A 21,564-nucleotide genomic window follows, 5' to 3' on the forward strand; every position below is an offset into this window, starting at 1 on the left:
GCGGATGACCCGGGTCGGGGCCCAAGCGCCCGTCCTCGCGCTGCTGGCCGTCGTGGTCCTGCTCGCCCTGCCGCTGGGGCCGGGCGGCGAGGGCGGTGCCGGACCGGCCGACGCGGCGTCCGCGCTGGTCGTGCTGTTCTGCGCGGTCCGTCTCGTACGGGAGCGGCGGCGGCCGCTGTCCCGTACGGCGGCCGTGGTGCTGGGGCTTCCGGTGCTCGGCGTCGCCGTCGCCGCCATGGGGGCGGTGTCGCCGGGCGAGGGGCTCACCGGTCTCGGCCGCTATCTCCAGGTCTTCGTGCTGGTCCCGGCCACCGTGCTGCTGCTGGTCCGGGACCGGGCCGACTTCCGGCTGCTGGCCTGGTCGTTCGTGGGACTCGCGGTGTGGCAGGGGGCGGTCGGTGTGCACCAGTACGTGACCGCGACGGGTGCCTCGTACCAGGGCCGGCCGGTGCGGGCCGTCGGCACGTTCGGGGCGCAGGACGTGATGGGGATGGCCACGGTCGTCTCCCTCGGGCTGGTCTGCGCGGTGGGGCTGGCGCTGGGCAGTGCGCCGGCGCGGCAGCGGGCCGTCGCCCTCGCCTGCGCGCTGGTGCTGCTGCCGCCGCTCGCGCTGTCGTTCAGCCGCGGGGCGTGGATCGCCACGGCGGTGACGTGCGCGGTGCAGCTGCTGCTGAGCGGGCTGCGGCGGGCGCTCACGGCCGGGGCCGTGGTGGTCGCGGCCTGCGTGATCCTGGTGGGCGGCTTCGGGGTCGGTACGGCGATGCTGCAGGAGCGGATCAGCAGCATCACGCAGGTCGCCGACGCGCCCGACCAGTCGGTGACCGACCGGTACACCATGTGGGCGGCGGCGACCGGGATGTGGCGCGAGCACCCGCTGACCGGCGTGGGCCTGAAGGGCTTCCCCGAACACCGGGACTCGCACGCCTCGCTGGCCCTCTCGGCGGGCAGCGACACGGAGGGTGCGGGCGCGGCCTTCCGCAAGCAGCCGCTGCTCTCCCCCCACAACATGTACCTGCTGATCCTGGCCGAGCAGGGGCTGATCGGGGTCCTGGCACTGGTGGGCAGCTGGCTGGCCCTCCTGCTGTGCGCCGTGCGCGCCCTGTGGCGGACCCGGCGGACCTCCGCACCCGGCCTCGACTGCGGCCTGATCGCCTGCGGCCTGCTGGTCTGGCAGCTGACGGACTTCGCCTACGCCGACATCGGCGGCCCGTCCACCGTCCTGACGGCGATCTGCTTCGGGCTGACGGCGTGGTGGGGCCTGGCAGACACGTCCGCCCCGGCGAGGCCCGAGCGCGACCGGCCCGAATCGGCCGCGCGGGACATGGCGAAGGGGGCGCCGACGCCATGACGGTGACACCTGAACAGACGAACACGGGCGGCGGGCCGACGGTCCCCCGGCCCGCGACACCGAAGGAGCCTCCGGCGGTCCCACGAGCCATGACCGAGCCCCCGACCGTCCCCCGGGCGACGCCCCCGCACAAACCTCCGGCGACCGTCCCCCGAGCCGCGACCGCGCACGAACTTCCAGCCGCCCCACGGACTGCGGCTGCCGACGGGCAGCCGGCCGGTCCCCTGGCATCGACCGCACACGAGCCCACGGCCGCCCCACGGACCGCGCCCCCGCACGAGCCTCCGGCCGCCCCACGGACTGCGGCAGCGGGCGGGAAGCCGGCCGGTCCCCGGTCATCGACCGCCGCAGGGGCAGTGCCCGGCGCTCAGCCGTCGCCGGCCTCCCGTGCTTCGACTGCGGCCGACGGTGCGCCGGCCACCCCCCACGCCTCCCCCGCGGACGCCCCCGTCACCCGCGGGTTCCTCGCCCGGGCCACACTGCTCACCGCTGTCCTCTCCTTCGCCGGGGCCCTGCTCGGGCTCGGGCGGGACCAGGCGTTGGCGCGGATGTTCGGGGCCGGGAGTGCGACGGACGCGTTCCTCGTGGCATGGACCGTGCCGGAGTTCGCCGCCACGCTGCTCATCGAGGACGGACTGGCCATCGCGCTGATCCCGGCGTTCAGCATGGCCCTGGCCCGGCGGGCACAGGGCGCTCCCGGCGACCCGGTCCGCTCGCTGGTCGCCAGTACGCTGCCCCGGCTGGCGCTGGCCTTCGCCGCCGTCGCCGCACTGCTGGCCGCCTTCGCCCCGCAGGTCGTCCACGTCCTGGCCCCGGGCCTGCCCGACCCCGCGCTCGCCGTGGACTGCACCCGGCTCACCGCCACCTGCGTGCTGACCTTCGGCCTCGCCGGGTACTGCAGCGCCGCCCTGCGCGCACACCGCCGCTTCCTCGCCCCGGCGGCCATCTACGTCGCCTACAACACCGGCATCATCACCGCCGTCCTCGTCCTGGGCCCCCGGTGGGGCGTGCGCGCGGCGGCGGCCGGGGTGGCGATCGGCGGCTGTCTGATGATCGTGGCGCAACTGCCCGTGCTGTGGCGCCTGCTGCGGGCCCGGCCGGGGGTGGCCGAATCCACCGGCGCGGACAGCGGCGGTCGTCCCATGGGGGTCGCTCTGCTCGCCGCCGTGCTGCTGTTCGCGCTGTGCCGGCAGTCCCAGGTACTGGTCGAGCGGTTCCTCGGCTCCACCCTGCCCTCCGGTGCCATCTCGCACCTGAACTACGCGCAGAAGATCGCCCAGATCCCCATGACCCTGTCGCTGATGCTGTGCACGGTCACCTTCCCGGTGGTCGCGCGCGCCCTGGCCGACGGGGACACCGAGCGGGCTCGCAGCCGGGTCGAACGGGACCTGGCCCTGGCCGCGTGCGTGATGCTGGCCGGTGCGTCCGTCGTCGTGGCCTGCGCCCCGCAGATCGTCGAACTCCTCTTCCAGCGGGGCGCGTTCACCGGCGAGGACACGGCGGCGACGGTCCGGGTGATGCGCGTGTACGCCCTCGGCCTGCTCGCGCACACCCTGGTCGGCGCCCTGATCCGCTCGTACTTCTCGGCGGGGCGCGTCACCTGGTACCCGCTCGGCGCGATGGCCGTGGGTCTCGCCGTCACCGCCGGCATCGGCGCGGGGGCGGTGGGCCCCTGGGGCGTCATGGGCATCGCCGCCGCCAACGCCGCCGGCATCACCGTCACGGCCGCCCTGCTGCTCGCCGGCATGGGCCCGCGCAGCATCCCGATCCGCACCCGGCGCGTGCTGGCCGAACTGAGCAGGCCGGTGGGGGCGGCGGCCGTCGCGACACCCGCCGGCGCCTGGGCCGCGAGCCAGGCCGGCACGCCCCTCTCCTCCCTCCTCGCCGGCGCGCTCACCATCGGCGTCGTCTTCCTCCTGCTCGGCCGGGCCCTGGGCGACCAGGGCTGCGTCACCGCGCTGACATCCCTCCGTTCCGTCTCACGAAGGCTCTCTCATGGCCGCTCCCGTTGACTCCCCGGACACCCGCGCCCGCACCAGACCCGGTCCGGCCCCGTTCGTGGCGATGTACCACTCCGTCGGCGACCCCACGGACGACCCCTACCGCATCACGGTCACGCCCGAGCGGCTGGACCGGCAGCTCGGCTGGTTCCGGCGGCGCGGGCTGCGAGGCGTGTCCATGGCCGAGCTGCTCGCCGCCCGGGCCCGGGGCGAGGGCCGTGACCTGGTCGGGCTGACCTTCGACGACGGCTACGCGGACTTCGTCACCGAGGCCCTGCCCGTCCTGCGCCGGCACGACTGCGGCGCGACCCTGTTCGTGCTGCCGGGCCGGCTCGGCGGCGACAACGCCTGGGACCCGCTGGGCCCGCGCAAGCGGCTGCTGACCGCCGACGGCGTCCGGCGGGCCGCGGCCGAGGGCATCGAGATCGGCTCGCACGGCCTCACACACGTCGACCTGACCCAGGCGGACGACGTCACCCTGAAGTCGGAGGCCGAGGGCAGCAGGACCGTCCTCGCGGAGCTGACGGGCGCCGCGCCCGCCGGCTTCTGCTACCCGTACGGCACGCTCGACCAGCGGGCCGTCGACGCCGTACGGGAGGCCGGCTACGCGTACGCGTGCGCCATCGACCCCGGCCCGCTCGGCGGCCCGCACGCCCTGCCCCGGGTGCACATCGGCCAGAACGACACCGCCGCACGGCTGTTCCTGAAGTACCGGCTGCACCGGCTGCGCCGCCGACCCGTGGAGGAGCCGCGGTGAAGGCCCTGCACATCATCACCGGCCTCGGCGTGGGCGGGGCCGAGCAGCAACTGCGGCTGCTGCTGCGGCATCTGCCCCTCGACTGCGACGTGGTGACCCTGACCAACCCCGGCACCGTGGCCGCGGGGCTCGCCTCCGACGGAGTACGGGTCCTCGACCTCGGCATGGCCGGTAACCGCGACCTGGCCGCCCTGCCCCGCCTGGTGCGGATCATCCGCTCGGGCGGCTACCAGCTCGTGCACACCCACCTCTACCGGGCCTGCCTCTACGGCCGCCTCGCCGCGCGCCTCGCGGGGGTCCGGGCGGTCGTCGCCACCGAACACTCCCTCGGCGACTCGCAGATGGAGGGCCGCCCGCTGAACGCCGGGGTGCGTGCCCTGTACCTGGCGGGCGAGCGGCTGGGCCGTACGACGGTCGCGGTCTCCCCCACCGTCGCCGAGCGGCTGAAGCACTGGGGCGTGCCCGGGCCGCGGATCGAGGTCGTGCCCAACGGCATCGACGTGGCCCGCTTCCGCTTCGACGCGGCCCGCCGCCACGACACCCGCCGCCGGCTCGGCCTGCCGGACGACGCCTACGTCATCGGCGCCGTCGGCCGCCTCACGCCCGGCAAGCGCTTCGGCGCGCTCATCCGCGCGCTCGCGCAACTCCCCGACGACCACTGGCTGCTGCTGGTCGGCGGCGGCCCGGAGGAGGACGTGCTGCGCCGCACCGCCCGTGCGGCCGGGGTCGCCGACCGTGTGCTGTTCACCGGCGAACGCCCCTGCGTCCCGGACGGCACGCCCGGCCCCGACCTGCCGTCGCTGACCTGCGCGATGGACGTCCTCGCCTCACCGTCCCCGGAGGAGGCCTTCGGCCTGGCGATCGTGGAGGCCCTGGCGTCCGGCCTGCCGGTGCTCTACGCCTCCTGCCCGGCCCTGGAGGACCTGCCCCCGTCCGCCGCGCCCGCCGCCCGGCGCGTCACCGGCGGCCCCGACGCCTACGCCCGCGCCCTGACGGACGTGCGCCGGCAGGGCCCCGCACCGCGCACGGCACCCGAGGCGGCCCGCCACTACTGCATCACCCGCAGCGCCGCCCGGCTCATGGACGTGTACGCCGCCGCGGTCTCCCGCCCCCTGTCCCCCTCCCTCCAGGAAGCCCGCACCTCATGACCGACAACCCCGCAAGGCAGCACCGCCAGGTCACCGCCCTCTCCAGGGCTCTGCCCCCCTGGTCCCTGCTCGCGGCCGGGGCCGTCGCGGGCGGTCTGCTCGGCGGCACGTACGGCCTGGTCAGGACGCCGGCGTACACGGCGACCAGCTATGTCGTCGCCGTGCCGACGGAGAAGTCCGACACCGCCACCGCCCTCGGTTTCGCCCAGGCCTACGGCCGGGTCGCCCCCCAGCTCGCGGTGCTCGGCGACGCCCAGGTGTGGGCGGGCGTGCCCGTGAAGACGCTGCAGGAGAGTGTCCGGACGGCGACCTCGCCGGACGCGCCGATGGTGTCGGTCACGGCCACCTCCTCCCGCCCGGACGCCGCCGCCGACATGGCCAACGCCGTGGCCCGCGCGCTGACCCGGCACGCGGGCGACACCGAGCAGTCCACCCACGTCGAACTCCAGCAGTTCGCCCGGGCGGTGAAACCCACCGAACCGTCCTCCGCCTCGGCGCGGGTGACGGGGCTGGTCGGCGCGAGCGCGGGCGGTCTGCTGGGCGGGCTGGCCGTGCTGGTCCGGCCGCGGCGCACCACCGACCGCACCGGGCGCCCCGCCGCCGTGCCCGGTCCGGCCGTCGCCGCCGACACCCACGGGCAGCTGTGACCTACACCGCGGAACTCGTCACCGACGAGCGGGTCTTCGCGGGCCTGGCCGCCGACTGGGACCGGCTGCACCGGCGGTGCGCGTCGGCCACCCCGTTCCAGTGCCACGCCTGGCTGCACTCGTGGTGGCAGTCGTACGGCGGGCGCCGCCGGCTGCGGCTGGTGCTGGTGCGGCACGGCGGTGAACTCGTCGCGGCGGCACCGCTGATGCGGGTACGGCGTCCGCTCCCGGCGCTGGTGCCGCTCGGCGGGGCGATCTCCGACCACGGGGACGTGCTGCTGGACGACGAGCACGGCGAGGGGGCGCTGGCCGCGCTCACCGGCGCGCTGGCGGCCGCCGCCCGGGCCGCGCTGATCGACCTGCGCGAGGTACGGCCGGGCGGCGCGGCGGAACAGCTCTACGAGCGGTGGTCCGGGCCCCGCAGCCGGGTGAGCGACTCGGTGTGCCTGGAGCTGCCGGCCGTGCCGATGGACGAGTTGATCGCGCGGGTGCCGTCGAAGACCCAGCAGCGGCTGCGCGCCAAGCTGCGCAAGCTGGACGCGCTCGGCATCCAGCGCCACGTCGTCTCCCCGGGGGAGGTGGAGACGGCACTGCTGCGGCTGCTGGAGCTGCACCGGTTGCAGTGGCAGGGCCGGAAGGTGACGTCGGAGCACCTGCGGAGGCGGTTCCGTGAGCATCTGGTGCGGTCGGTGGGGCCGATGGTGCGCTCCGGGAACGCGGTCGTCACCGAGTTCCGGCTCGACGACGAGGTCGTGGCGGTCGACGTGACGCTGCTCTCGCCCCGGCTCGCGGGCGGCTATCTCTACGGTGCCCATCCGGGGCTGCGGGAGCGCAAGGCGGACGTGGCGGCGATGCTGCTCGACTCCACCGCCACCCACACCAAGGACGGCACGCCCGCCACGCTGAGTCTGCTGCGGGGCAACGAGCCCTACAAGCACCGCTGGCGCCCGCGGGCGGTGGTGAACCAGCGGCTGCTGCTGGCCCGGCGGCGCACGGCACCGCTGCTGACGGCGGCGTTGTGCGACGCGGCGGCCCGGAGACGGGTCAAGGAGCTGATGCGGCGCCTGCGGGAACGCGACGGCCGCGGCGGGCCCTGACCGGGTCCGCCGCCGCCGGTGGGACGTCCGTCCCGGCTACCTCGTACGCGACCACCAGTCGAGGCGCAGGCACAGCTTGCCGCCGATCCAGTACTCGACCCAGTCGCCGAGGTTCAGCGGCGAGCAGTTCGCCGGGCGCTCCGGGGTGGGCGTGGTCGGCTGCGGTGTGGGGGTGGGCGCCGGGGGCTGGGCCGGGGCGGTGGGGGCCGGGTCCGGCTGGTCGTCGCGGCCGAAGAGGAAGGACCGGTAGACCTGGGAGGCCCGGGGGTTGTCGTCGCACTGCCACACGCCGTGCGGGCAGTAGTCGGTCAGCGTCTGGTACAGCGGTTTGTGCTCGTCCATCCAGGCGAGCATGCGCTTCATGTACTCGGGGTTGTCGCCGTTGCGGAAGAGTCCCCATTCCGGGTAGGAAATGGCCTTGCCGTGGGCTTTCGCGAACTCCACGTGTTCCTGGAGTCCGTAGGGCTCCTTCACCTGTTCGTCGAACGACATTCCCCGCGGCTGGTCGTACGCGTCCATGCCGATGATGTCGACGGTGTCGTCCCCCGGATAACACTGCGTCCAGGGGACGGCGTCCCGGCCGCGACTCGGGGTGAAGTCGAACCGGAATTTCTGGCCCGGCACCGCACGCATGGTGGTGACGATCCTGTTCCAGTACTGCTTCCAGGACTCCGGGTCCGGCCCGCAGCGGTGGGTGTAGGTGATGCCGTTCATCTCCCAGCCGAGCACCAGGACCGTGTCCGGCACCCCCAGCTCGACCAGCCGCTCGGCGAGTCTGCGGAAGTGGTGGTCGAATCGGCCGGCCGCGCCGTCACGCAGCAGCCGGCGTACCTCGTGGTCCGACACGCCCTCCTCGTTGCGCTCCATCATGGGCACGTTGAGGACGAGGAGCCGGTCTGCCCGCTCGCGCCGCCAGTTCGCCCACACGTCGAGGAAGCCGGGGAGGCCTTCGATGTTGCTCCAGCGGTCGCCGGGGAGGTAGGTGTGCCCGACGCGCAGTTCGGCACCGCCGAGCCAGGTGCTGAGCTGGGCCATCCGGGCCACGCCGCGGGGACCGTAGTCGAGGTAGGCGCCGAAGGCCGGAACGTGCTTGGCGGGCGCCGCCGGTGTGGCCGCGGGCACCGGTGGAGGCGGCTCGGCGGGGCGCATCGATCCCGCCTCGGCGGCAACCATGTGACCGGACGTCAGCGCCGCCGTCACGGCGACCGCCGCCGCGACGAATGCCAGTCGCCGGGACCGTACGCGTCGCTGCCGTGTGACCATGGCCGCCCCTTTCGCTCGCCTCCACTTACTGACACTCAGTCATATGAATGGCATTCACGCCACCGTCGCTGAGGCTTTCGAGTGGTGCGCTCCCCCGCACCGGTGACCCAGTTCGAAGGAAATGCGCGGGAGAGGGGGCAGCCGGCCGCTGCTGCAGGCGTTCCCGACCCGGTGGGGCGGTTCACTCGGCCGGCCGAATAGAAGTACATGCTTTTATAAAGAAATGCCTAATTTGTTCTCATGACTCACATGAAGCGCACCGCCACGGTGCTTTCCAGCCTGGTCCTGAGCGTCGCCGTCCTCGGCGGCACCGCGTCCGCCGTGGACGCGGACCTCCTCCCCGAGGTCGGCGACCAGTCGAACTCCCGGGAGTGCAACGAGCACGACAGCCTGGGACTGACCCTGCTGGGCATCCCGCTGCTCGGGTTCTTCTTCCCGGACCAGTGCTGATCCCACAGGCCTCACGGGTGCCGGGCGCTTGCGTCCGGCACCCGCTGTGTCAGCGGTGGGACGCGGCCCGGCCTCGCCGGTACAGCACGACGCCGCTCACGATCAGCGCGGCACTGGCGCCCGCGGCACCGAGCAGGTCGGCGGCGCCGGTCTCGGGGAGACTCGGCGGCTGCTCCTGATCACCGGGAGGTGGCGGGGGCGTCTGGTGGCCGCCCGGGGGTGTCGCCGGAGGCGTCGACTGATCGCCGCCCGGCGGGGGTGTGTGCGGGGGCTTGGTCGGAGGGGTGTGCGGGGGCTTCGTCGGGGGCGTGTGCGGGGGCTTGGTCGGAGGGGTGTCGCCGTACCCGTAGCCGCCGTCGTCGTCTCCGTATCCGCCGTCGCCGTAGGACGTGTCCTCGTCGTCGTAGGACGTGTCCTCGTCGCCGCGGGACCTGTCCTCGCCGTCACCGCCGTCGGCGTCCGCCTCGTTGGCGCAGGAGTTGCCGAAGGACGGGTTGAGCGCGGCGATCACGTCGACGCTGTTGCCGCAGGCGTTCACCGGTACCTCGACGGGGGCCTGGACGGTGTTGCCGGACAGGGCGCCCGGTGAGCCCTTGGTCACTCCGTCGGCCGAGGTGTCGGCGAAAGCGGCGCCGCCGCACAGGGACAGGATGCCCGTCGCGGCCGCCGCCGCGACCATTCCCCTGCTCAGGGTCTGTCGCAATCTCGTTGTCTTCCTGCTCGTAGAAGTGGGAAAAGCCGACCCCGGAACGAACGGTGTTGTCCCAGGGCCGGCCAGGTCGCAGCCGATGCTGCTCGTGCGTTGCCGAGTCAGTCGTTCTCGCACTCGTTGCCGAACGCCGGGTTCAGGGCGGCGATGACGTCCACGGTGTTGCCGCACACGTTGAGCGGGATGTGCACGGGAATCTGGATCACATTGCCGGAGAGGACACCCGGGGAACCGACAGCGGCACCCTGGGCGCCGGAGTCGGCGATGGCCGGGCTGGCCATGCCCAGAGCCATGATCGCGCCCGCGAAGACAGCAGCGCTCTTCTTCATGAACTTTCCCTTCTCTGCGGTCATGCCCACCATGACCTGCAGCCTGCAAACGAGGAATTGACAGCCGAAGAAACTGAACAACGTATAGGGTGGGGTAATTCACTCGATTGCCCCACGAAAAGTTGACAAGTACGGCCGGGCGGCCCGCCGTGAAATCCAGCGGGCCGCCCGGGCTGCGTACGGTACGGCTCAGTCGCCGTTCGCCGACAGGACCGACAGGTCCTCCAGGATGTGGTTGAGCGCACCGTCCCGCTTGGTGTTCGTGGAGTTGTCCGCGCACTGCTGCTGGACGTGGTCCGACAGGACCGGGATGTCCTGGACCACCACACCGATGAGGGCGGCGACGCCGACGTCGAGGTCCTGAACGGCGAGACAGGGCTTGTTGAGCGTGCCGTCGACCAGCGAGAGCTGGGGGCTCATGTCGCCCTTGGTCGCCGAGTTGCCGAACGACGACGAGGCGCCGTTGCCGTTGGCGACAGACGGTCCGGAGTCGTCCCCGACGGCAAGAGCCTGGGGAGCAGCCGCCACCGACATTCCGATGACAGAAGCGGCGGCTGCCGCGGCGACCATTGCCTTCTTGAGCACTTCGCGTTCCTTTCCTCGTAGCGACGCATGTCCTACGGCCTCATCAACCGGGCTCCGGATAATTGGTTGCGGGTGTTCACCCGGTTGGCCCGCAGCGCCGCAAAGCCCTGATAATCACCGGGACCGAAGAACACACAAACTGTCCTGGCGTGGGCCGACAGGGTGATGGGGAGAAACCATGCACCGCCCGAGCAGTTGACCAGAACGCTCCGGAGGACGGGGTTTCCTCAGAAAGGACTGGTCAGTGATCAAGAAGGTTATTGCCACCGCGGCGATCGCCGCTTCCGTCATGGGAGCCTCCGCTGCAGCGGCCCCGCAGGCGCTGGCTGTCGGCGACGACAGCGGCCCGACGGCCGTGAACGGCAACGGGGCGATGCAGAGCTTCGGCAACTCGTCGACGTACGGCAACATGAGCCCGCAGATGGCGCTGATCCAGGGCTCGTTCAACAAGCCGTGCATCGCCGTGAACGACCTGCCCATCGGGGTCGGCGCGCTCGTCGGTATCCCGATCCAGGACATCCCGATCCTGTCGGACCACCAGCAGCAGCAGTGTGCCGAGAACTCCACCAACGCCAAGCGCGACGGTGCGCTGGCGCACCTGCTGGAGGACGTGTCGATCCTGTCCGCGAACGGCGAGTGACACAGCGGTGACGAAGGGGCGGGCCGCCGAGCGACTGCTCGGCGGCCCGCCCCCTTTTGCCGTGTGCCGCGCGTCAGTGCCTGCCCGCGTACAGCGCCTCGATCTGCTCGGCGTACGCGGCCGTCGCCGCCTGGCGCTTGACCTTCAGGGACGGGGTCAGCAGCCCGTTCTCCTCGGTGAACTCGCCCTCGACGAGGGTGAAGGCGCGGATCGACTCGGCGCGTGAGACGGCTTCGTTGGCGTGGTCCACGGCCTTCTGCACATAGGCGCGCAGGCGTTCGTCGCGGACGAGGTCGGACATCGGGGTGTCGGCGGGGAGTTTGCGGACCGCGAGCCAGTGGGCGAGGGCCTCGGGGTCCAGGGTGACGAGGGCGGCGACGTAGGGGCGGTTGTCGCCGACGACGAGGCACTGGCCGACGGGCGGGCGGCTGCGCAGGCGGTCCTCCAGGACGGCCGGGGAGACGTTCTTGCCGCCGGTGGTGACGAGGATGTCCTTCTTGCGGCCGGTGATGGTGAGGTAGCCGTCCTCGTCGAGGGAACCGAGGTCGCCGGTCGCGAACCAGCCGTCGTCCAGGACCTCCCCGGTCGCGTCCGGGTTGTTCCAGTAGGCGCCGAAGACGATCCCGCCCCGGATGAGGACCTCACCGTCGTCGGCGATGCGGACGGTGGTGCCGGGGACAGGCAGGCCGACCGTGCCGGGGCGGGGGTCCAGGGGCGGGACGATGGTGGCGGCGGCCGTGGTCTCGGTGAGGCCGTAGCCCTCGTAGATCAGGATGCCGGCCGCGTAGAAGAAGAGGTTGAGGTCGCGGTCGAGGGGGCTGCCGCCGCTGATGGCGTAGCGCATGCGGCCGCCGAGTTCCTTGCGGATGCGGCGATAGACCAGCAGGTCGTACAGGGCCCAGGCGGCGCGCAGACCGGGGCCGGGCCTTGGGCCCTTGCCCAGGAACCGGTTCATGTGGGCCTCGCCGAAGCGGACGGCGATGCGGTGGGCGCGGTCGAAGGAGGCGCCGCGGCCGAGCTTCTCGGCGGTGGCGCGGCCGGTGTCGTGGATCTTCTCGAAGAGGTAGGGGACGCCGACCAGGAAGGTCGGGCGGAACGCCCTGAGGGCCGGGCGGAGTTCGTCGGGTTTGATGCTCGGGCAGTGGCCGATCTCGATCCGGGCCATCAGGCAGGCGATCTGGAGGGTGCGGCCGAGGATGTGGGCGAGGGGGAGGAACAGCAGGGTCGAGGCGGTCTCGCCGGTGACCTCCTTGAACAGGGGGTGGAGGAGCTCGACCGTGTTGGCGGCCTCGGCGTGCAGGTTGGCGTGGGTGAGGACGCAGCCCTTGGGGCGGCCGGTGGTGCCGGAGGTGTAGCAGAGGGTCGCCGTCGTGTCGGGGGTGAGGGCGGTGCGGCGCTTGGTGACCTCCTCGTCGGGCACGTCCCGGCCGAGGGCGGTGAGGTCGTCGAGGGCGTCGCCGTCGAGTCGCCAGACGCGTGGGGGCCGGGGGTGGGCGGCCGTGCCGGTCAGGACCGTGTCGGCGTTCTCGGCGGTCTCCGTGACGACGTATCGGGCGCCCGAGTCGCGGACGATCCACTCCACCTGGTCGGCGGAGGAGGTGGCGTAGACGGGGACGGTCTGGCCGCCGGCGGACCAGACGGCGAAGTCCAGGACCGTCCACTCGTAGCGGGTGCGGGACATCACCGCGACGCGGCCGCCCGGTTCGAGGCCCGCGGCGATCAGTCCCTTGGCCACGGCGGTGACTTCGCGGGCGAACGCCGCCGCCGTGACGGGCTGCCAGCTGCCGTGCAGCTCGCGGCGCAGGACCACGGCGTCGGGGGCCTCGGCCGCGTTGGTGTACGGGATGTCCGCGATGCTGCCGGTCGTCGGGCGGGGCGCGAGGGGAGCCACGCGGGCCTCGCGGACGACGCCCCGCTCGTCCCTGACGGTCTCGGCCTTCGTGCGGATCGCCAGGTCGGTGCGCTGCTTCGCCCGTTGCAGATCCTTGCGTACGCCCATGACGGCTCCCGGTCGCGGATGAGGCTGAGGTGCTGCCGCACTTACTTACTCTGGAGTAAACTTACTCAGAAGTAAGCGTAGGTCAATGGGCCGGGGGTCACATCAGGCGGCTCGCGGTGTCGATCGCCTCGGCGAGCCGGCGGATCTCCTCGCTCTCCGAGCGGTCGGCCAAGTCGTCCGCGTGGTCGGCGAGTTCGTCGAGCCGCGGGGCGTCGGGCAGGCCGGGCCCGTCGTGGCCGAGGGCGTCGGCGAAGTAGGCGGCCGTGGCGGTGGTCCGCAGGCCGCGGTTCGCGCTCCAGACGGAGTCGTCGAGCGCGTCGGTCTCCAGATCGCCGGTCTCCTCGTGCGGGTCGCGGGTGCCCGGGTCGAGCCAGCGGACGGTGGCCGTGGCGAGGTGGCCCTCGGCGCCGGGCCTGGTGCGCACGGCGTACAGGGCGGTGACGGTGTGGCCGGGGCCGACCTCGCCGCCGTCGACGCGGTCGTCGCGGAAGTCCTCGTCGGCGACGCGGCGGTTGTCGTAGCCGACCAGGCGGAACTCCTCGACCGTCTCCGGGTCGAAGGCGACCTGGGCCTTGGCGTCGCGGGCGGTGAGGTCGATGTTGCGCGGGAGCTGCTCGGAGAAGACCTTGCGGGCCTCGTCGGAGTCGGACACGTAGACGGTGTGGCCGTCGCCCTTGTCGGCGAGGTCTTCCATGAGGGCGTCGCCGTAGTCGCTGCCGACGCCGACACCGAAGAGGGTGATGCCGTGCTCGCGGCGTTCGCCGGAGATCCGCTCCAGGATGGCGTCCGCGTCGGTGTCGCCGGTGTTGGCGAGGGCGTCGGAGACGAGGACGACGCGGTTGGTGGCGCCCTTGCGCAGGCCCTCGACGGCGGTCTCGTAGCCGGTCTCGACGCCGGCGCCGAGGTTGGTGGAGTCCTGGGTGTCCAGGTCGGAGATGGCGTCCTGGATCTCGTCGCGGTTGCCGTCCAGGCGGGTCATGGGCAGGACGGTCTCGGCCTCGTCGCTGAAGGTGACGAGCGCGACCGAGTCGTTGTCGCGCAGCCGGTCCGTCATCACGGAGAGGGACTCCTGGGCGAGGTCCAGGCGGCCCGGTTCGGCCATGGAGCCCGAGACGTCGATGACGAAGGTGAGGGCGGCGGGCGGGCGTTCGCCGGAGCGTTCCGTGGTGCGGGTGGCGAGGCCGACGCGGACCAGGGACCAGTCCTCGTCGCCGGTGCGGGCGCCGTCGACGGTGACCGAGAAGCCGTCGCCGTCGGGGCGGTCGTAGTCCTGGCGGAAGCTGTTGACGAACTCCTCGGGGCGGACGGTCGACGGGTCGGGCAGCCGGCCGTCGGCGAGGGAGCGGCGGGCGTAGTCGTAGGAGGCGGTGTCGACGTCGAGGGCGAAGGTGGAGAGGTGGTCGGGGTCTTCCCGGCGGTCGTCCCGCTCCTCGGCGTCCTGGTTCTGGCCGGGTGCGGGCTGGCCCGCGCTGTAGTCGGGGCGGTCGGCGGCCTTGCTGCCGTCGCCGGAGTCGGCGCTCCCGCTGCACGCGGTGAGCAGCAGGCCGCTCGCGGCCGTGAGGGCGAGCAGCGCTGTTCGTGTCCGGAACCGTTCCATCGTCCGTACCCCCTGCATCCGTTGGCGTCGGCTTCTTGCGACTGTGACGGCGCAGGGGGCCCGAACGTGCGGTACGGGGAGTTGCGGAAGCGTCTCGAAGCGGCCACGGGGACCGCCCTTCGAGACCGGTGGGTGATCCTCCGTTGACCTAGGAGACGACGTCCTTGCGGGCGAAACCGCGGAAGGCCAGGGCGAACAGCACGAGCGCGTACGTTACGGAAATCGACGTGCCCTGGATCATGTCCGACCACTCCAACCGGGGCCGGACGGCGTCGAGCCAGGCGTACTGCCAGTGGGCGGGCAGGAAGTGGCGCCAGTCGCCGAGGGCCGTCACCTCGTCGAGGACGCTGCCGATGATGGTGAGGAACACCGCGCCGCCTACCGCGCCGAGCGGGGCGTCGGTCCGGGTCGACAGCCAGAACGCGAGGCCTGCGGTGACCAGTTGGGACACCATGATGTAGGCGACGACGATCAGCAGGCGCTGGGCGGCCGTGCCGGTGGGCAGGGTGCCGCCGGTGGGCAGTTCGAGCGGTCCCCAGCCGTAGGCGGCCGTCCCCACGGCGAGGGCGACGACCGGGAGCAGGATCATCGCGGTCAGGCTCAGGGTGAGTCCGACGGCGAGCTTGGACCACAGCAGCCTGGCCCGGGGCACGGGGGCCGCGAGCAGATAGCGCAGGGAGGACCAGCTCGCCTCCGAGGCGACGGTGTCGCCGCAGAACAGGGCGACGGGGATGACGAGGAGGAAGCCGGCGGCGGAGAAGAGGTTGACGGCGGCGAAGTTGGCTCCGGAGGCCGTCGCCGTGTCCATGAGGTTGACGCGGTTGTTGTTGCCGCCCGGGTCGCCGCCGACCTGGAAGGCGATGAGCAGGATGATCGGCAGGGCGACCAGCACACCGGCCATGACCTGGGTGCGGCGCCGCTTCAGCTGCCGGACCAGCTCGACGCGGAAGGGCAGGGTGCGGCCCGCGCGGTAGCCGTCGGCGACCTCGACGGGCGGCTCGGCGAGCGTGCTCATGCTTCGGCTCCGATCAGGGTGAGGAAGGCGTCCTCCAGGCGGCGGTGGGGGCCGACCGACCGCACCGCCACGTCGAGCCGTACGAGGTCGGCGACCAGGCGCTGCGGGGTGCCGTCGGCGTCGAGCTGGACGAGGAGACCCTCGTCGGTGCGCACGGCCGAGGCGACGCCCGGCAGGGCGGTGACCTTCTCCACGACGGGCTCGTCCACGGGCGTGGCCGTGCCGACGAGGAGGGTGTCGCCCGAGCCGACGATGTCCGCGACCGGGCCCGCCTGGACGAGCTGTCCGTGGTCCATCACGACCAGGTGGGTGCAGGTCTGCTCGACCTCCGCGAGGAGGTGGCTGGAGACGATGACCGTGCGTCCGGCGGCGGCGTAGCGGATCATCACCTCGCGCATCTCGCGGATCTGGGGCGGGTCGAGGCCGTTGGTCGGCTCGTCGAGGATGAGCAGGTCCGGCAGGCCGAGCATGGCCTGGGCGATGGCGAGGCGCTGGCGCATGCCCTGGGAGTAGGTGCGCACGGCGCGGGCGAGGGCGTCGCCCAGGCCCGCGATCTCCAGGGCCTCCTCCAGGTGCGCGTCCTCGGGCGGGCGGCCGGTGGCGCGCCAGTACAGCTCCAGGTTCTCGCGGCCGGACAGGTGGGGCAGGAAGCCCGCGCCCTCGACGAAGGCGCCGACCCGGGAGAGGACCGGGGCGCCGGGGCTGATGGCGTGGCCGAAGACGCGGATCTCGCCGCCGTCGGGCTTGATCAGGCCCATCAGCATGCGCAGGGTCGTGGTCTTGCCCGCCCCGTTGGGGCCGAGCAGGCCCAGCACCTGCCCCTTCTCCACACGGAAGGAGAGGTCCTTGACCGCGTACCGGTCGGAGGCCTTGGCGTACCGCTTGGTCAGGTCGGTGATCTGGAGCGGGACTTCGGCCAGCGTGGGGTCGGGCGGGGCGGGTGCGGCCGTGCGGCGGCGTCCGGTGACGATCAGGGCCAGTGCGATCGCGGCGCCCGCGATCGGCATCCACCACACCCAGGCGGGCAGCGACCCCTGTGTGTTGCTCTCGCCGAGAGCCGACGGGACCTTCAGATCGCCCTTGAGGGAGACGGTGTACGCCGCCGGGGCCGTCGGGGAGGCGTAGCCGAGGTCCGTCGAGGCGAGGACCAGGCGCAACCGGTGACCGTCGTCGACCTCGTGGTCGATGGCCGGGAGCGTGATGGTGACGTCCTTGCCGGCCTTGGCGCCCTCGATCCTGATGGGCGTCACCAGCTGGGAGGGCAGCACCGGCTGGGTGCGGCCCGGGCCGACGTCGTAGACCTTCGCGAAGAGCACGGCGTCGTCGCTGGTGGACTTCACGTGGACGGTCGCCGTCGGGGAGCCGGTGATCTGGACGTCGCCCCGGAAGGGCTCCGACTCGAACGCGGCGAACTGGCCGGGGAAGTCGAGGGAGACGCCGATGCCGAGCGTGGAGAGCTGGCTGAGGCCGCCGGCGCCGCCGAGGCCGGGCAGGGCGGAGACGCCGGGCGGGCTGGCGCCGGGCGGGTTGTCGAAGGTCTGCTCGCGGCCGGCCAGGGAGACGGAGCGCTGCTTGCTCTCCAGGCCGGGGTAGCGGTCCGAGGTCACGCCGGCCAGGCGGGGTTCGCCGTCGCCGGAGCCCGTGCCGAGGGTGCGGGTGACGCGGAAGGCGGGGCCGGTGTCGGCGCCCTTGTCGTCCTTCAGGTAACGGTCGAACCAGGACGTCACGCGGCCTTGGACGCGGCCGGTCTCCATGTCGCCGCCGTCGTGGCCGCCGGCGATCCAGTCGACGTCGACGGGGGCGCCATTGGCGCGGATGGCCTTCGCGGCCCGGTCGGCCTGGTCGAGCGGGAAGAGGGAGTCGGACTGGCCCTGCATCAGCAGCGTCGGCACCTTGATGTTCCCGCCGACCGCGGACGGTGAGCGCTCTTCGAGCAGTTTGCGCGCCTCCGCGTCCGGCTCGCCCGACTCGGCGACCCGCTCGTACATCCGGCACAGCGCGGGCTCGAACTTCTCGCAGCCGCCGCCGGAGTTGACGAAGATGCCGGCCCAGAGCTTCTTGAACACGCCGTTCGGGAAGAGGGCGTCGGCGAGGTTCCAGTAGGTGATCGCCGGGGCGATGGCGTCCACGCGCTGGTCGTGCCCCGCCGCGAGCAGTGCGATGGCGCCGCCGTAGGAGGCGCCGGCCATGCCGACGCGGGGGTCGCCCTTCTTGTCGAGCTCGACCTGGGGCTGCTTCGCCAGCCAGTCGATGAGCTTGGAGACGTCGGCGACCTCGCCCTCGGGGTCGTTCAGCCCGATCTTGCCGTTCGACGTGCCGAAGCCGCGGGCCGACCAGGTCAGGACCGCGTAGCCGTCCCGGGCGAGGTCCTCGGCCTGCTGCCGTACGTCGTTCTTGCTGCCGCCGAAGCCGTGCCCGAGCAGGACGGCGGGGCGGCGATCGGCCCCGCCGGAGGTGAAGTACGAGGTGTCGATGCGGACGCCGTCGCCGGTGGGCAGGGCCCGGTCTTCGCGGTGGACCGGGGGTGCGTCGTCGTCCGCGACGGCGGTCCATGTGCCCGCTCCGGCGAGCACGACGACAGCGGCCCCGGCGGCCATGAGGCGCCGGGGTCGCCGGGTCAGCCCGCGGAGTCCGGGCAGTCGAAGATCCATGCGTCAACGGTACGGGGTGAACCTGTCGAACAGTTGTCGACCGGAGGCCGAAGTGCGGGGCCTTCCAGGGGTGTACACGGAGTTTTCGGCGTACTGCGGGTGGTGTACGGGTCCCGGCTCGGCGGGGGGGCTGTGCTCTGCCGGGTGCGGGTGCGCCGGGGTTGTTCGCGCAGTTCCCCGCGCCCCTTGGGGCATGTGGCTCCCGGCGCGTCGAAGGAGCCGGCCCTACTCCTCCGGCACGGACACCAGCCACCGCGTCTGCCTGCGGGGGCGGAGGTACAGGGCCCAGTAGACGGTGGCCGCTGCCGTGATGCCCCCGGTCCACAGCAGGTAGGCCGGGTCCTGCTGGATCAGGATGTAAAGCAGGACCACGATCAGGAGGAGCGGGGCCGCCGGCCACAGCGGCATGCGCCAGGCCGGGGTGTGCCGGTGGGCTCCGCGCCGGGACAGCAGCGCGGCGATCGCGACGAGCAGGTACATGCCCGTCACCGAGACGCCCGTGACGCCGTAGAGGGTGTCGAGGTTCACGAAGCACAGGGCCGCGCCGGGGACGCCCACCGCGAGGGTGGAGACCCAGGGGGAGCCGAAGCGGCCGAGGCGGGAGAAGAGGGTGTTGACCGGCTCCGGCCATGCCTTGTCGCGGGCCGACGCGAACAGGACGCGGGAGTTCTGGATGACCATGACGATCCCGGCGTTGATGATCGCGAGTGCCACGCAGAGGCTGACGAACGTGCCGACGGCCGAGTCGGACCAGGCGGTGACCATGGCGGAGATGTCCCCGCCGGTCAGGGCGGCGAGGTCCGGGGCGCCCAGGGTGATGGCGGCGACCGGGACCAGGATGATCACGGTGGAGATGGCGAGCGTGGCGAGCACCGTACGGGCCACCGAGCGGCGCGGGTTCTCCAGCTCCTCGGAGAGGTAGACCGCGGTGGAGAAGCCCTGGGTGACGAACAGGGCGATCGCGAGGCCGGAGACCACGAGGAGGGCCGTGACGGTGTCCGGGGCGCCGTCCGGGCCGGCCACTCGCATCGAGACCAGGCTGCCCGGTCCGCGTTCCGCGTGGGTGAAGCCCAGGACCGCCACCACGGCCGCCGCGATGACCTCCAGGACCAGGAAGACGCCGGTGATCCAGGCGTTGGCGCGCAGGTCGAGCAGGCCGGCGAGGGTGGCGAGCAGCATGACCGAGGCGCCCGTCCAGGACGGGTCGAGGTGCGCGAGCGGGGCGAGGTAGTCGGCCGTGCCCATCGCGATGACCGGCGGCACGATCATCACGACCAGCAGGGACAGGACGAACACCAGCCAGCCCGCGAGCCGTCCGGCCATCGTGGAGACCATGGCGTACTCGCCGCCGGCGCTGGGGATGAGGGTGCCGAGCTCCGAGTAGCAGAACGCCACCGCGACGCAGAGCAGCGAGCCGACGGCGATGGTGAGGGCGGTGGCGGTGCCGAGCGTGCCGAACAGGTCGGGCACCACCACGAACAGCGTCGAGGCGGGGGTCACGCAGGAGAGGGTGAGGAGGGTGCCGCCGACGACTCCGATGGAGCGCTTGAGCTTCCCGGGATGACTGTCCGGGCCCTGCGCGACGGCGGTCTCGACAGGGCGGAGCGTGTCGGTCATGCGGCGGTTCCCATCGGCTCGGCGGTGAACTGCGCAGCATCACACCCCGACGAAAGCAGCACGTCAATGGCTGTTTGGCTACGAAATCCGCAGCAGAATCACGCTTTCACTGCTGTTTTAGGAACCGGAGGCCAAGAGGAACAGGGCGGGGGCTCCCTGCGGTTCTCGCAGGGAGCCCCCGGAAAAAACTCGCGGTGGATGCCTCAGTGGTTGCGCGGGAAGCCCAGGTCCACGCCCGCCGGGGCGTCGGCCGGGTCCGGCCAGCGGGTGGTGACGACCTTGCCGCGGGTGTAGAAGTGCGTGCCGTCGTTGCCGTAGATGTGGTGGTCGCCGAAGAGCGAGTCCTTCCAGCCGCCGAAGGAGTGGTAGCCGACGGGGACCGGGATCGGGACGTTCACGCCGACCATGCCGGCCTCGACCTCCAGCTGGAAGCGGCGGGCCGCGCCGCCGTCCCGGGTGAAGATCGCGGTGCCGTTGCCGAACGGCGAGGCGTTGACGAGGTCCAGGGCCTCCTCGTAGGTCTCCGTGCGCAGCACGCACAGGACCGGGCCGAAGATCTCGTCCTGGTAGGCCTTGGCGGACGTGGGCACCTTGTCGAGCAGCGAGATGCCGATCCAGTGGCCGTCCTCGAAGCCGTCCACGGAGTAGCCGGTGCCGTCCAGGACGACCTCGCAGCCCTCGGCCGCCGCGCCCTCGACGTAGGAGGCCACCTTGTCGCGGTGGACCTTGGTGATGAGCGGGCCCATCTCGGACGCCGGGTCGTCACCGGGGCCGATCTTGATCTTCTCGGCGCGCTCGCGGATCTTCTCCACCAGTTCGTCGCCGATCGCGCCGACCGCGACGACCGCGGAGATGGCCATGCAGCGCTCGCCGGCGGAGCCGTAGGCGGCCGACACGGCGGCGTCGGCGGCCGCGTCGAGGTCGGCGTCGGGGAGGACCAGCATGTGGTTCTTGGCACCGCCGAGCGCCTGGACGCGCTTGCCGTTCGCGGAGGCGGTGGTGTGGATGTAGCGGGCGATCGGGGTCGAGCCGACGAAGGAGACGGCCTTGACGTCCGGGTGCTCCAGGAGGCGGTCGACGGCCACCTTGTCGCCGTGGACGACGTTGAAGACGCCGTCCGGCAGGCCCGCCTCGGCGAGCAGCTCGGCGATCTTGAGGGACGCCGAGGGGTCCTTCTCGGACGGCTTCAGCACGAAGGTGTTGCCGCAGGCGATGGCGAGGGGGAACATCCACATCGGCACCATCGCCGGGAAGTTGAACGGCGTGATGCCCGCGACGACGCCCAGCGGCTGGCGGATCGAGGACACGTCGACGCGGCTGGCGACTTGCGTGGACAGCTCGCCCTTCAGCTGCACGCTGATGCCGCAGGCCAGGTCGACGATCTCCAGGCCGCGGGCGACCTCGCCGAGGGCGTCGCTGTGCACCTTGCCGTGCTCGGCGGTGATCAGCTCCGCGATGGCGTCCCGGTTGGCGTCGAGCAGCGCGCGGAACTTGAACAGGATCGAGGTGCGCTGGGCCAGCGAGGACTGGCCCCAGGTCAGGTAGGCCTCCTTGGCGGCGGCCACCGCCGCGTCCACCTCGTCGACCGAGGCGAACGCGACCTTCGTCGTCACCTCGCCGGTCGCCGGGTTGGTCACCGGCCCGTACGTGCCCGAGGCGCCTTCGACGGTCTTGCCGCCGATCCAGTGGTTGACGATCTTCGTCATGGCCGG

Annotated in this window: 18 protein-coding genes; 8 read left to right on the forward strand and 10 right to left on the reverse strand. The window is 72.6% G+C overall.

The annotated features are described in order from the left end of the window. Window positions 1–4: 4 nt before the first annotated feature. The 6 genes from AB0G20_RS03175 (at window position 5) to AB0G20_RS03200 (ending at window position 6,997) form a co-directional block, all read left to right on the forward strand. Window positions 5–1,348 carry an O-antigen ligase family protein gene (locus tag AB0G20_RS03175; protein WP_361294934.1) on the forward strand — a complete coding sequence of 448 codons (1,344 nt, stop codon included), beginning with the start codon at window positions 5–7 and terminating at the stop codon, window positions 1,346–1,348. 356 nt (window positions 1,349–1,704) lie between these two features. Continuing rightward, window positions 1,705–3,360: a lipid II flippase MurJ gene (locus AB0G20_RS03180; RefSeq protein ID WP_361294937.1), complete on the forward strand. Its 1,656-nt coding sequence runs from the start codon at window positions 1,705–1,707 to the stop codon at window positions 3,358–3,360. Then, the gene (locus AB0G20_RS03185) at window positions 3,344–4,105 is read left to right on the forward strand and encodes a polysaccharide deacetylase family protein (RefSeq protein ID WP_361294940.1); all 762 of its coding nucleotides are present in this window, start codon (window positions 3,344–3,346) and stop codon (window positions 4,103–4,105) included. Before AB0G20_RS03180 ends, AB0G20_RS03185 begins: the two co-directional genes overlap by 17 nt. Further along, window positions 4,102–5,253 (forward strand): glycosyltransferase, encoded by a 1,152-nt coding sequence (locus AB0G20_RS03190; protein ID WP_361294943.1) that lies wholly within the window; start codon window positions 4,102–4,104, stop codon window positions 5,251–5,253. The genes AB0G20_RS03185 and AB0G20_RS03190 overlap by 4 nt, the downstream gene beginning before the upstream one ends. Then, window positions 5,250–5,900 (forward strand): lipopolysaccharide biosynthesis protein, encoded by a 651-nt coding sequence (locus tag AB0G20_RS03195; RefSeq protein WP_361294946.1) that lies wholly within the window; start codon window positions 5,250–5,252, stop codon window positions 5,898–5,900. Before AB0G20_RS03190 ends, AB0G20_RS03195 begins: the two co-directional genes overlap by 4 nt. Further along, window positions 5,897–6,997 (forward strand): GNAT family N-acetyltransferase, encoded by a 1,101-nt coding sequence (locus AB0G20_RS03200; RefSeq protein ID WP_361294949.1) that lies wholly within the window; start codon window positions 5,897–5,899, stop codon window positions 6,995–6,997. Before AB0G20_RS03195 ends, AB0G20_RS03200 begins: the two co-directional genes overlap by 4 nt. A gap of 36 nt (window positions 6,998–7,033) precedes the next feature. On the opposite strand, the gene AB0G20_RS03205 is transcribed toward AB0G20_RS03200, so the two are convergent. Further along, window positions 7,034–8,260 carry a glycosyl hydrolase gene (locus AB0G20_RS03205; RefSeq protein WP_361294952.1) on the reverse strand — a complete coding sequence of 409 codons (1,227 nt, stop codon included), beginning with the start codon at window positions 8,258–8,260 and terminating at the stop codon, window positions 7,034–7,036. Window positions 8,261–8,500: 240 nt separating this feature from the next. On the opposite strand from AB0G20_RS03205, the gene AB0G20_RS03210 reads away from it, so the two are divergent. Beyond that, window positions 8,501–8,710 (forward strand): hypothetical protein, encoded by a 210-nt coding sequence (locus tag AB0G20_RS03210; RefSeq protein WP_361294955.1) that lies wholly within the window; start codon window positions 8,501–8,503, stop codon window positions 8,708–8,710. A gap of 49 nt (window positions 8,711–8,759) precedes the next feature. Here the strand turns inward: AB0G20_RS03210 and AB0G20_RS03215 are convergent, their stop codons facing one another. From AB0G20_RS03215 to AB0G20_RS03225, 3 genes are all read right to left on the reverse strand, one after another. After that, window positions 8,760–9,413: a chaplin gene (locus tag AB0G20_RS03215; protein WP_361294958.1), complete on the reverse strand. Its 654-nt coding sequence runs from the start codon at window positions 9,411–9,413 to the stop codon at window positions 8,760–8,762. 107 nt (window positions 9,414–9,520) lie between these two features. Further along, the gene (locus AB0G20_RS03220) at window positions 9,521–9,748 is read right to left on the reverse strand and encodes a chaplin (protein WP_361295803.1); all 228 of its coding nucleotides are present in this window, start codon (window positions 9,746–9,748) and stop codon (window positions 9,521–9,523) included. A 189-nt stretch (window positions 9,749–9,937) separates the two neighbouring features. Further along, complete coding sequence (locus AB0G20_RS03225; RefSeq protein WP_030838260.1) at window positions 9,938–10,333, reverse strand: rodlin; 396 nt, start codon at window positions 10,331–10,333, stop codon at window positions 9,938–9,940. 244 nt (window positions 10,334–10,577) lie between these two features. On the opposite strand from AB0G20_RS03225, the gene AB0G20_RS03230 reads away from it, so the two are divergent. Continuing rightward, window positions 10,578–10,973: a rodlin gene (locus tag AB0G20_RS03230; RefSeq protein WP_361294962.1), complete on the forward strand. Its 396-nt coding sequence runs from the start codon at window positions 10,578–10,580 to the stop codon at window positions 10,971–10,973. A 73-nt stretch (window positions 10,974–11,046) separates the two neighbouring features. Here the strand turns inward: AB0G20_RS03230 and AB0G20_RS03235 are convergent, their stop codons facing one another. The 6 genes from AB0G20_RS03235 to mmsA all read right to left on the reverse strand — a co-directional run bounded on the left by AB0G20_RS03235 (window position 11,047) and on the right by mmsA (window position 21,558). Beyond that, entirely contained in the window at window positions 11,047–12,972 is a 1,926-nt protein-coding gene (locus AB0G20_RS03235; RefSeq protein WP_361294965.1) for an AMP-binding protein, read from the reverse strand. A 97-nt stretch (window positions 12,973–13,069) separates the two neighbouring features. Further along, on the reverse strand, window positions 13,070–14,569 hold the full coding sequence (locus AB0G20_RS03240) for a von Willebrand factor type A domain-containing protein (protein WP_361294968.1): 1,500 nt from the start codon (window positions 14,567–14,569) through the stop codon (window positions 13,070–13,072). A gap of 148 nt (window positions 14,570–14,717) precedes the next feature. Next, window positions 14,718–15,584, reverse strand: coding sequence for an ABC transporter permease (locus tag AB0G20_RS03245; protein WP_361294971.1), 867 nt, complete (start codon window positions 15,582–15,584; stop codon window positions 14,718–14,720). Then, a complete protein-coding gene (locus AB0G20_RS03250; protein ID WP_361294974.1) occupies window positions 15,581–18,235 on the reverse strand; it encodes a CocE/NonD family hydrolase in 2,655 nt (884 codons plus the stop codon). Before AB0G20_RS03250 ends, AB0G20_RS03245 begins: the two co-directional genes overlap by 4 nt. A gap of 225 nt (window positions 18,236–18,460) precedes the next feature. Continuing rightward, window positions 18,461–19,852 carry an APC family permease gene (locus AB0G20_RS03255; RefSeq protein WP_361294977.1) on the reverse strand — a complete coding sequence of 464 codons (1,392 nt, stop codon included), beginning with the start codon at window positions 19,850–19,852 and terminating at the stop codon, window positions 18,461–18,463. Between the two features lie 203 nt (window positions 19,853–20,055). Further along, window positions 20,056–21,558: a CoA-acylating methylmalonate-semialdehyde dehydrogenase gene (gene mmsA / locus AB0G20_RS03260; protein WP_361294980.1), complete on the reverse strand. Its 1,503-nt coding sequence runs from the start codon at window positions 21,556–21,558 to the stop codon at window positions 20,056–20,058. Between the last annotated feature and the right edge of the window lie 6 nt (window positions 21,559–21,564).

The organism is Streptomyces sp. NPDC024017, assembly GCF_040638895.1.
Taxonomy (GTDB): Bacteria; Actinomycetota; Actinomycetes; order Streptomycetales; family Streptomycetaceae; genus Streptomyces.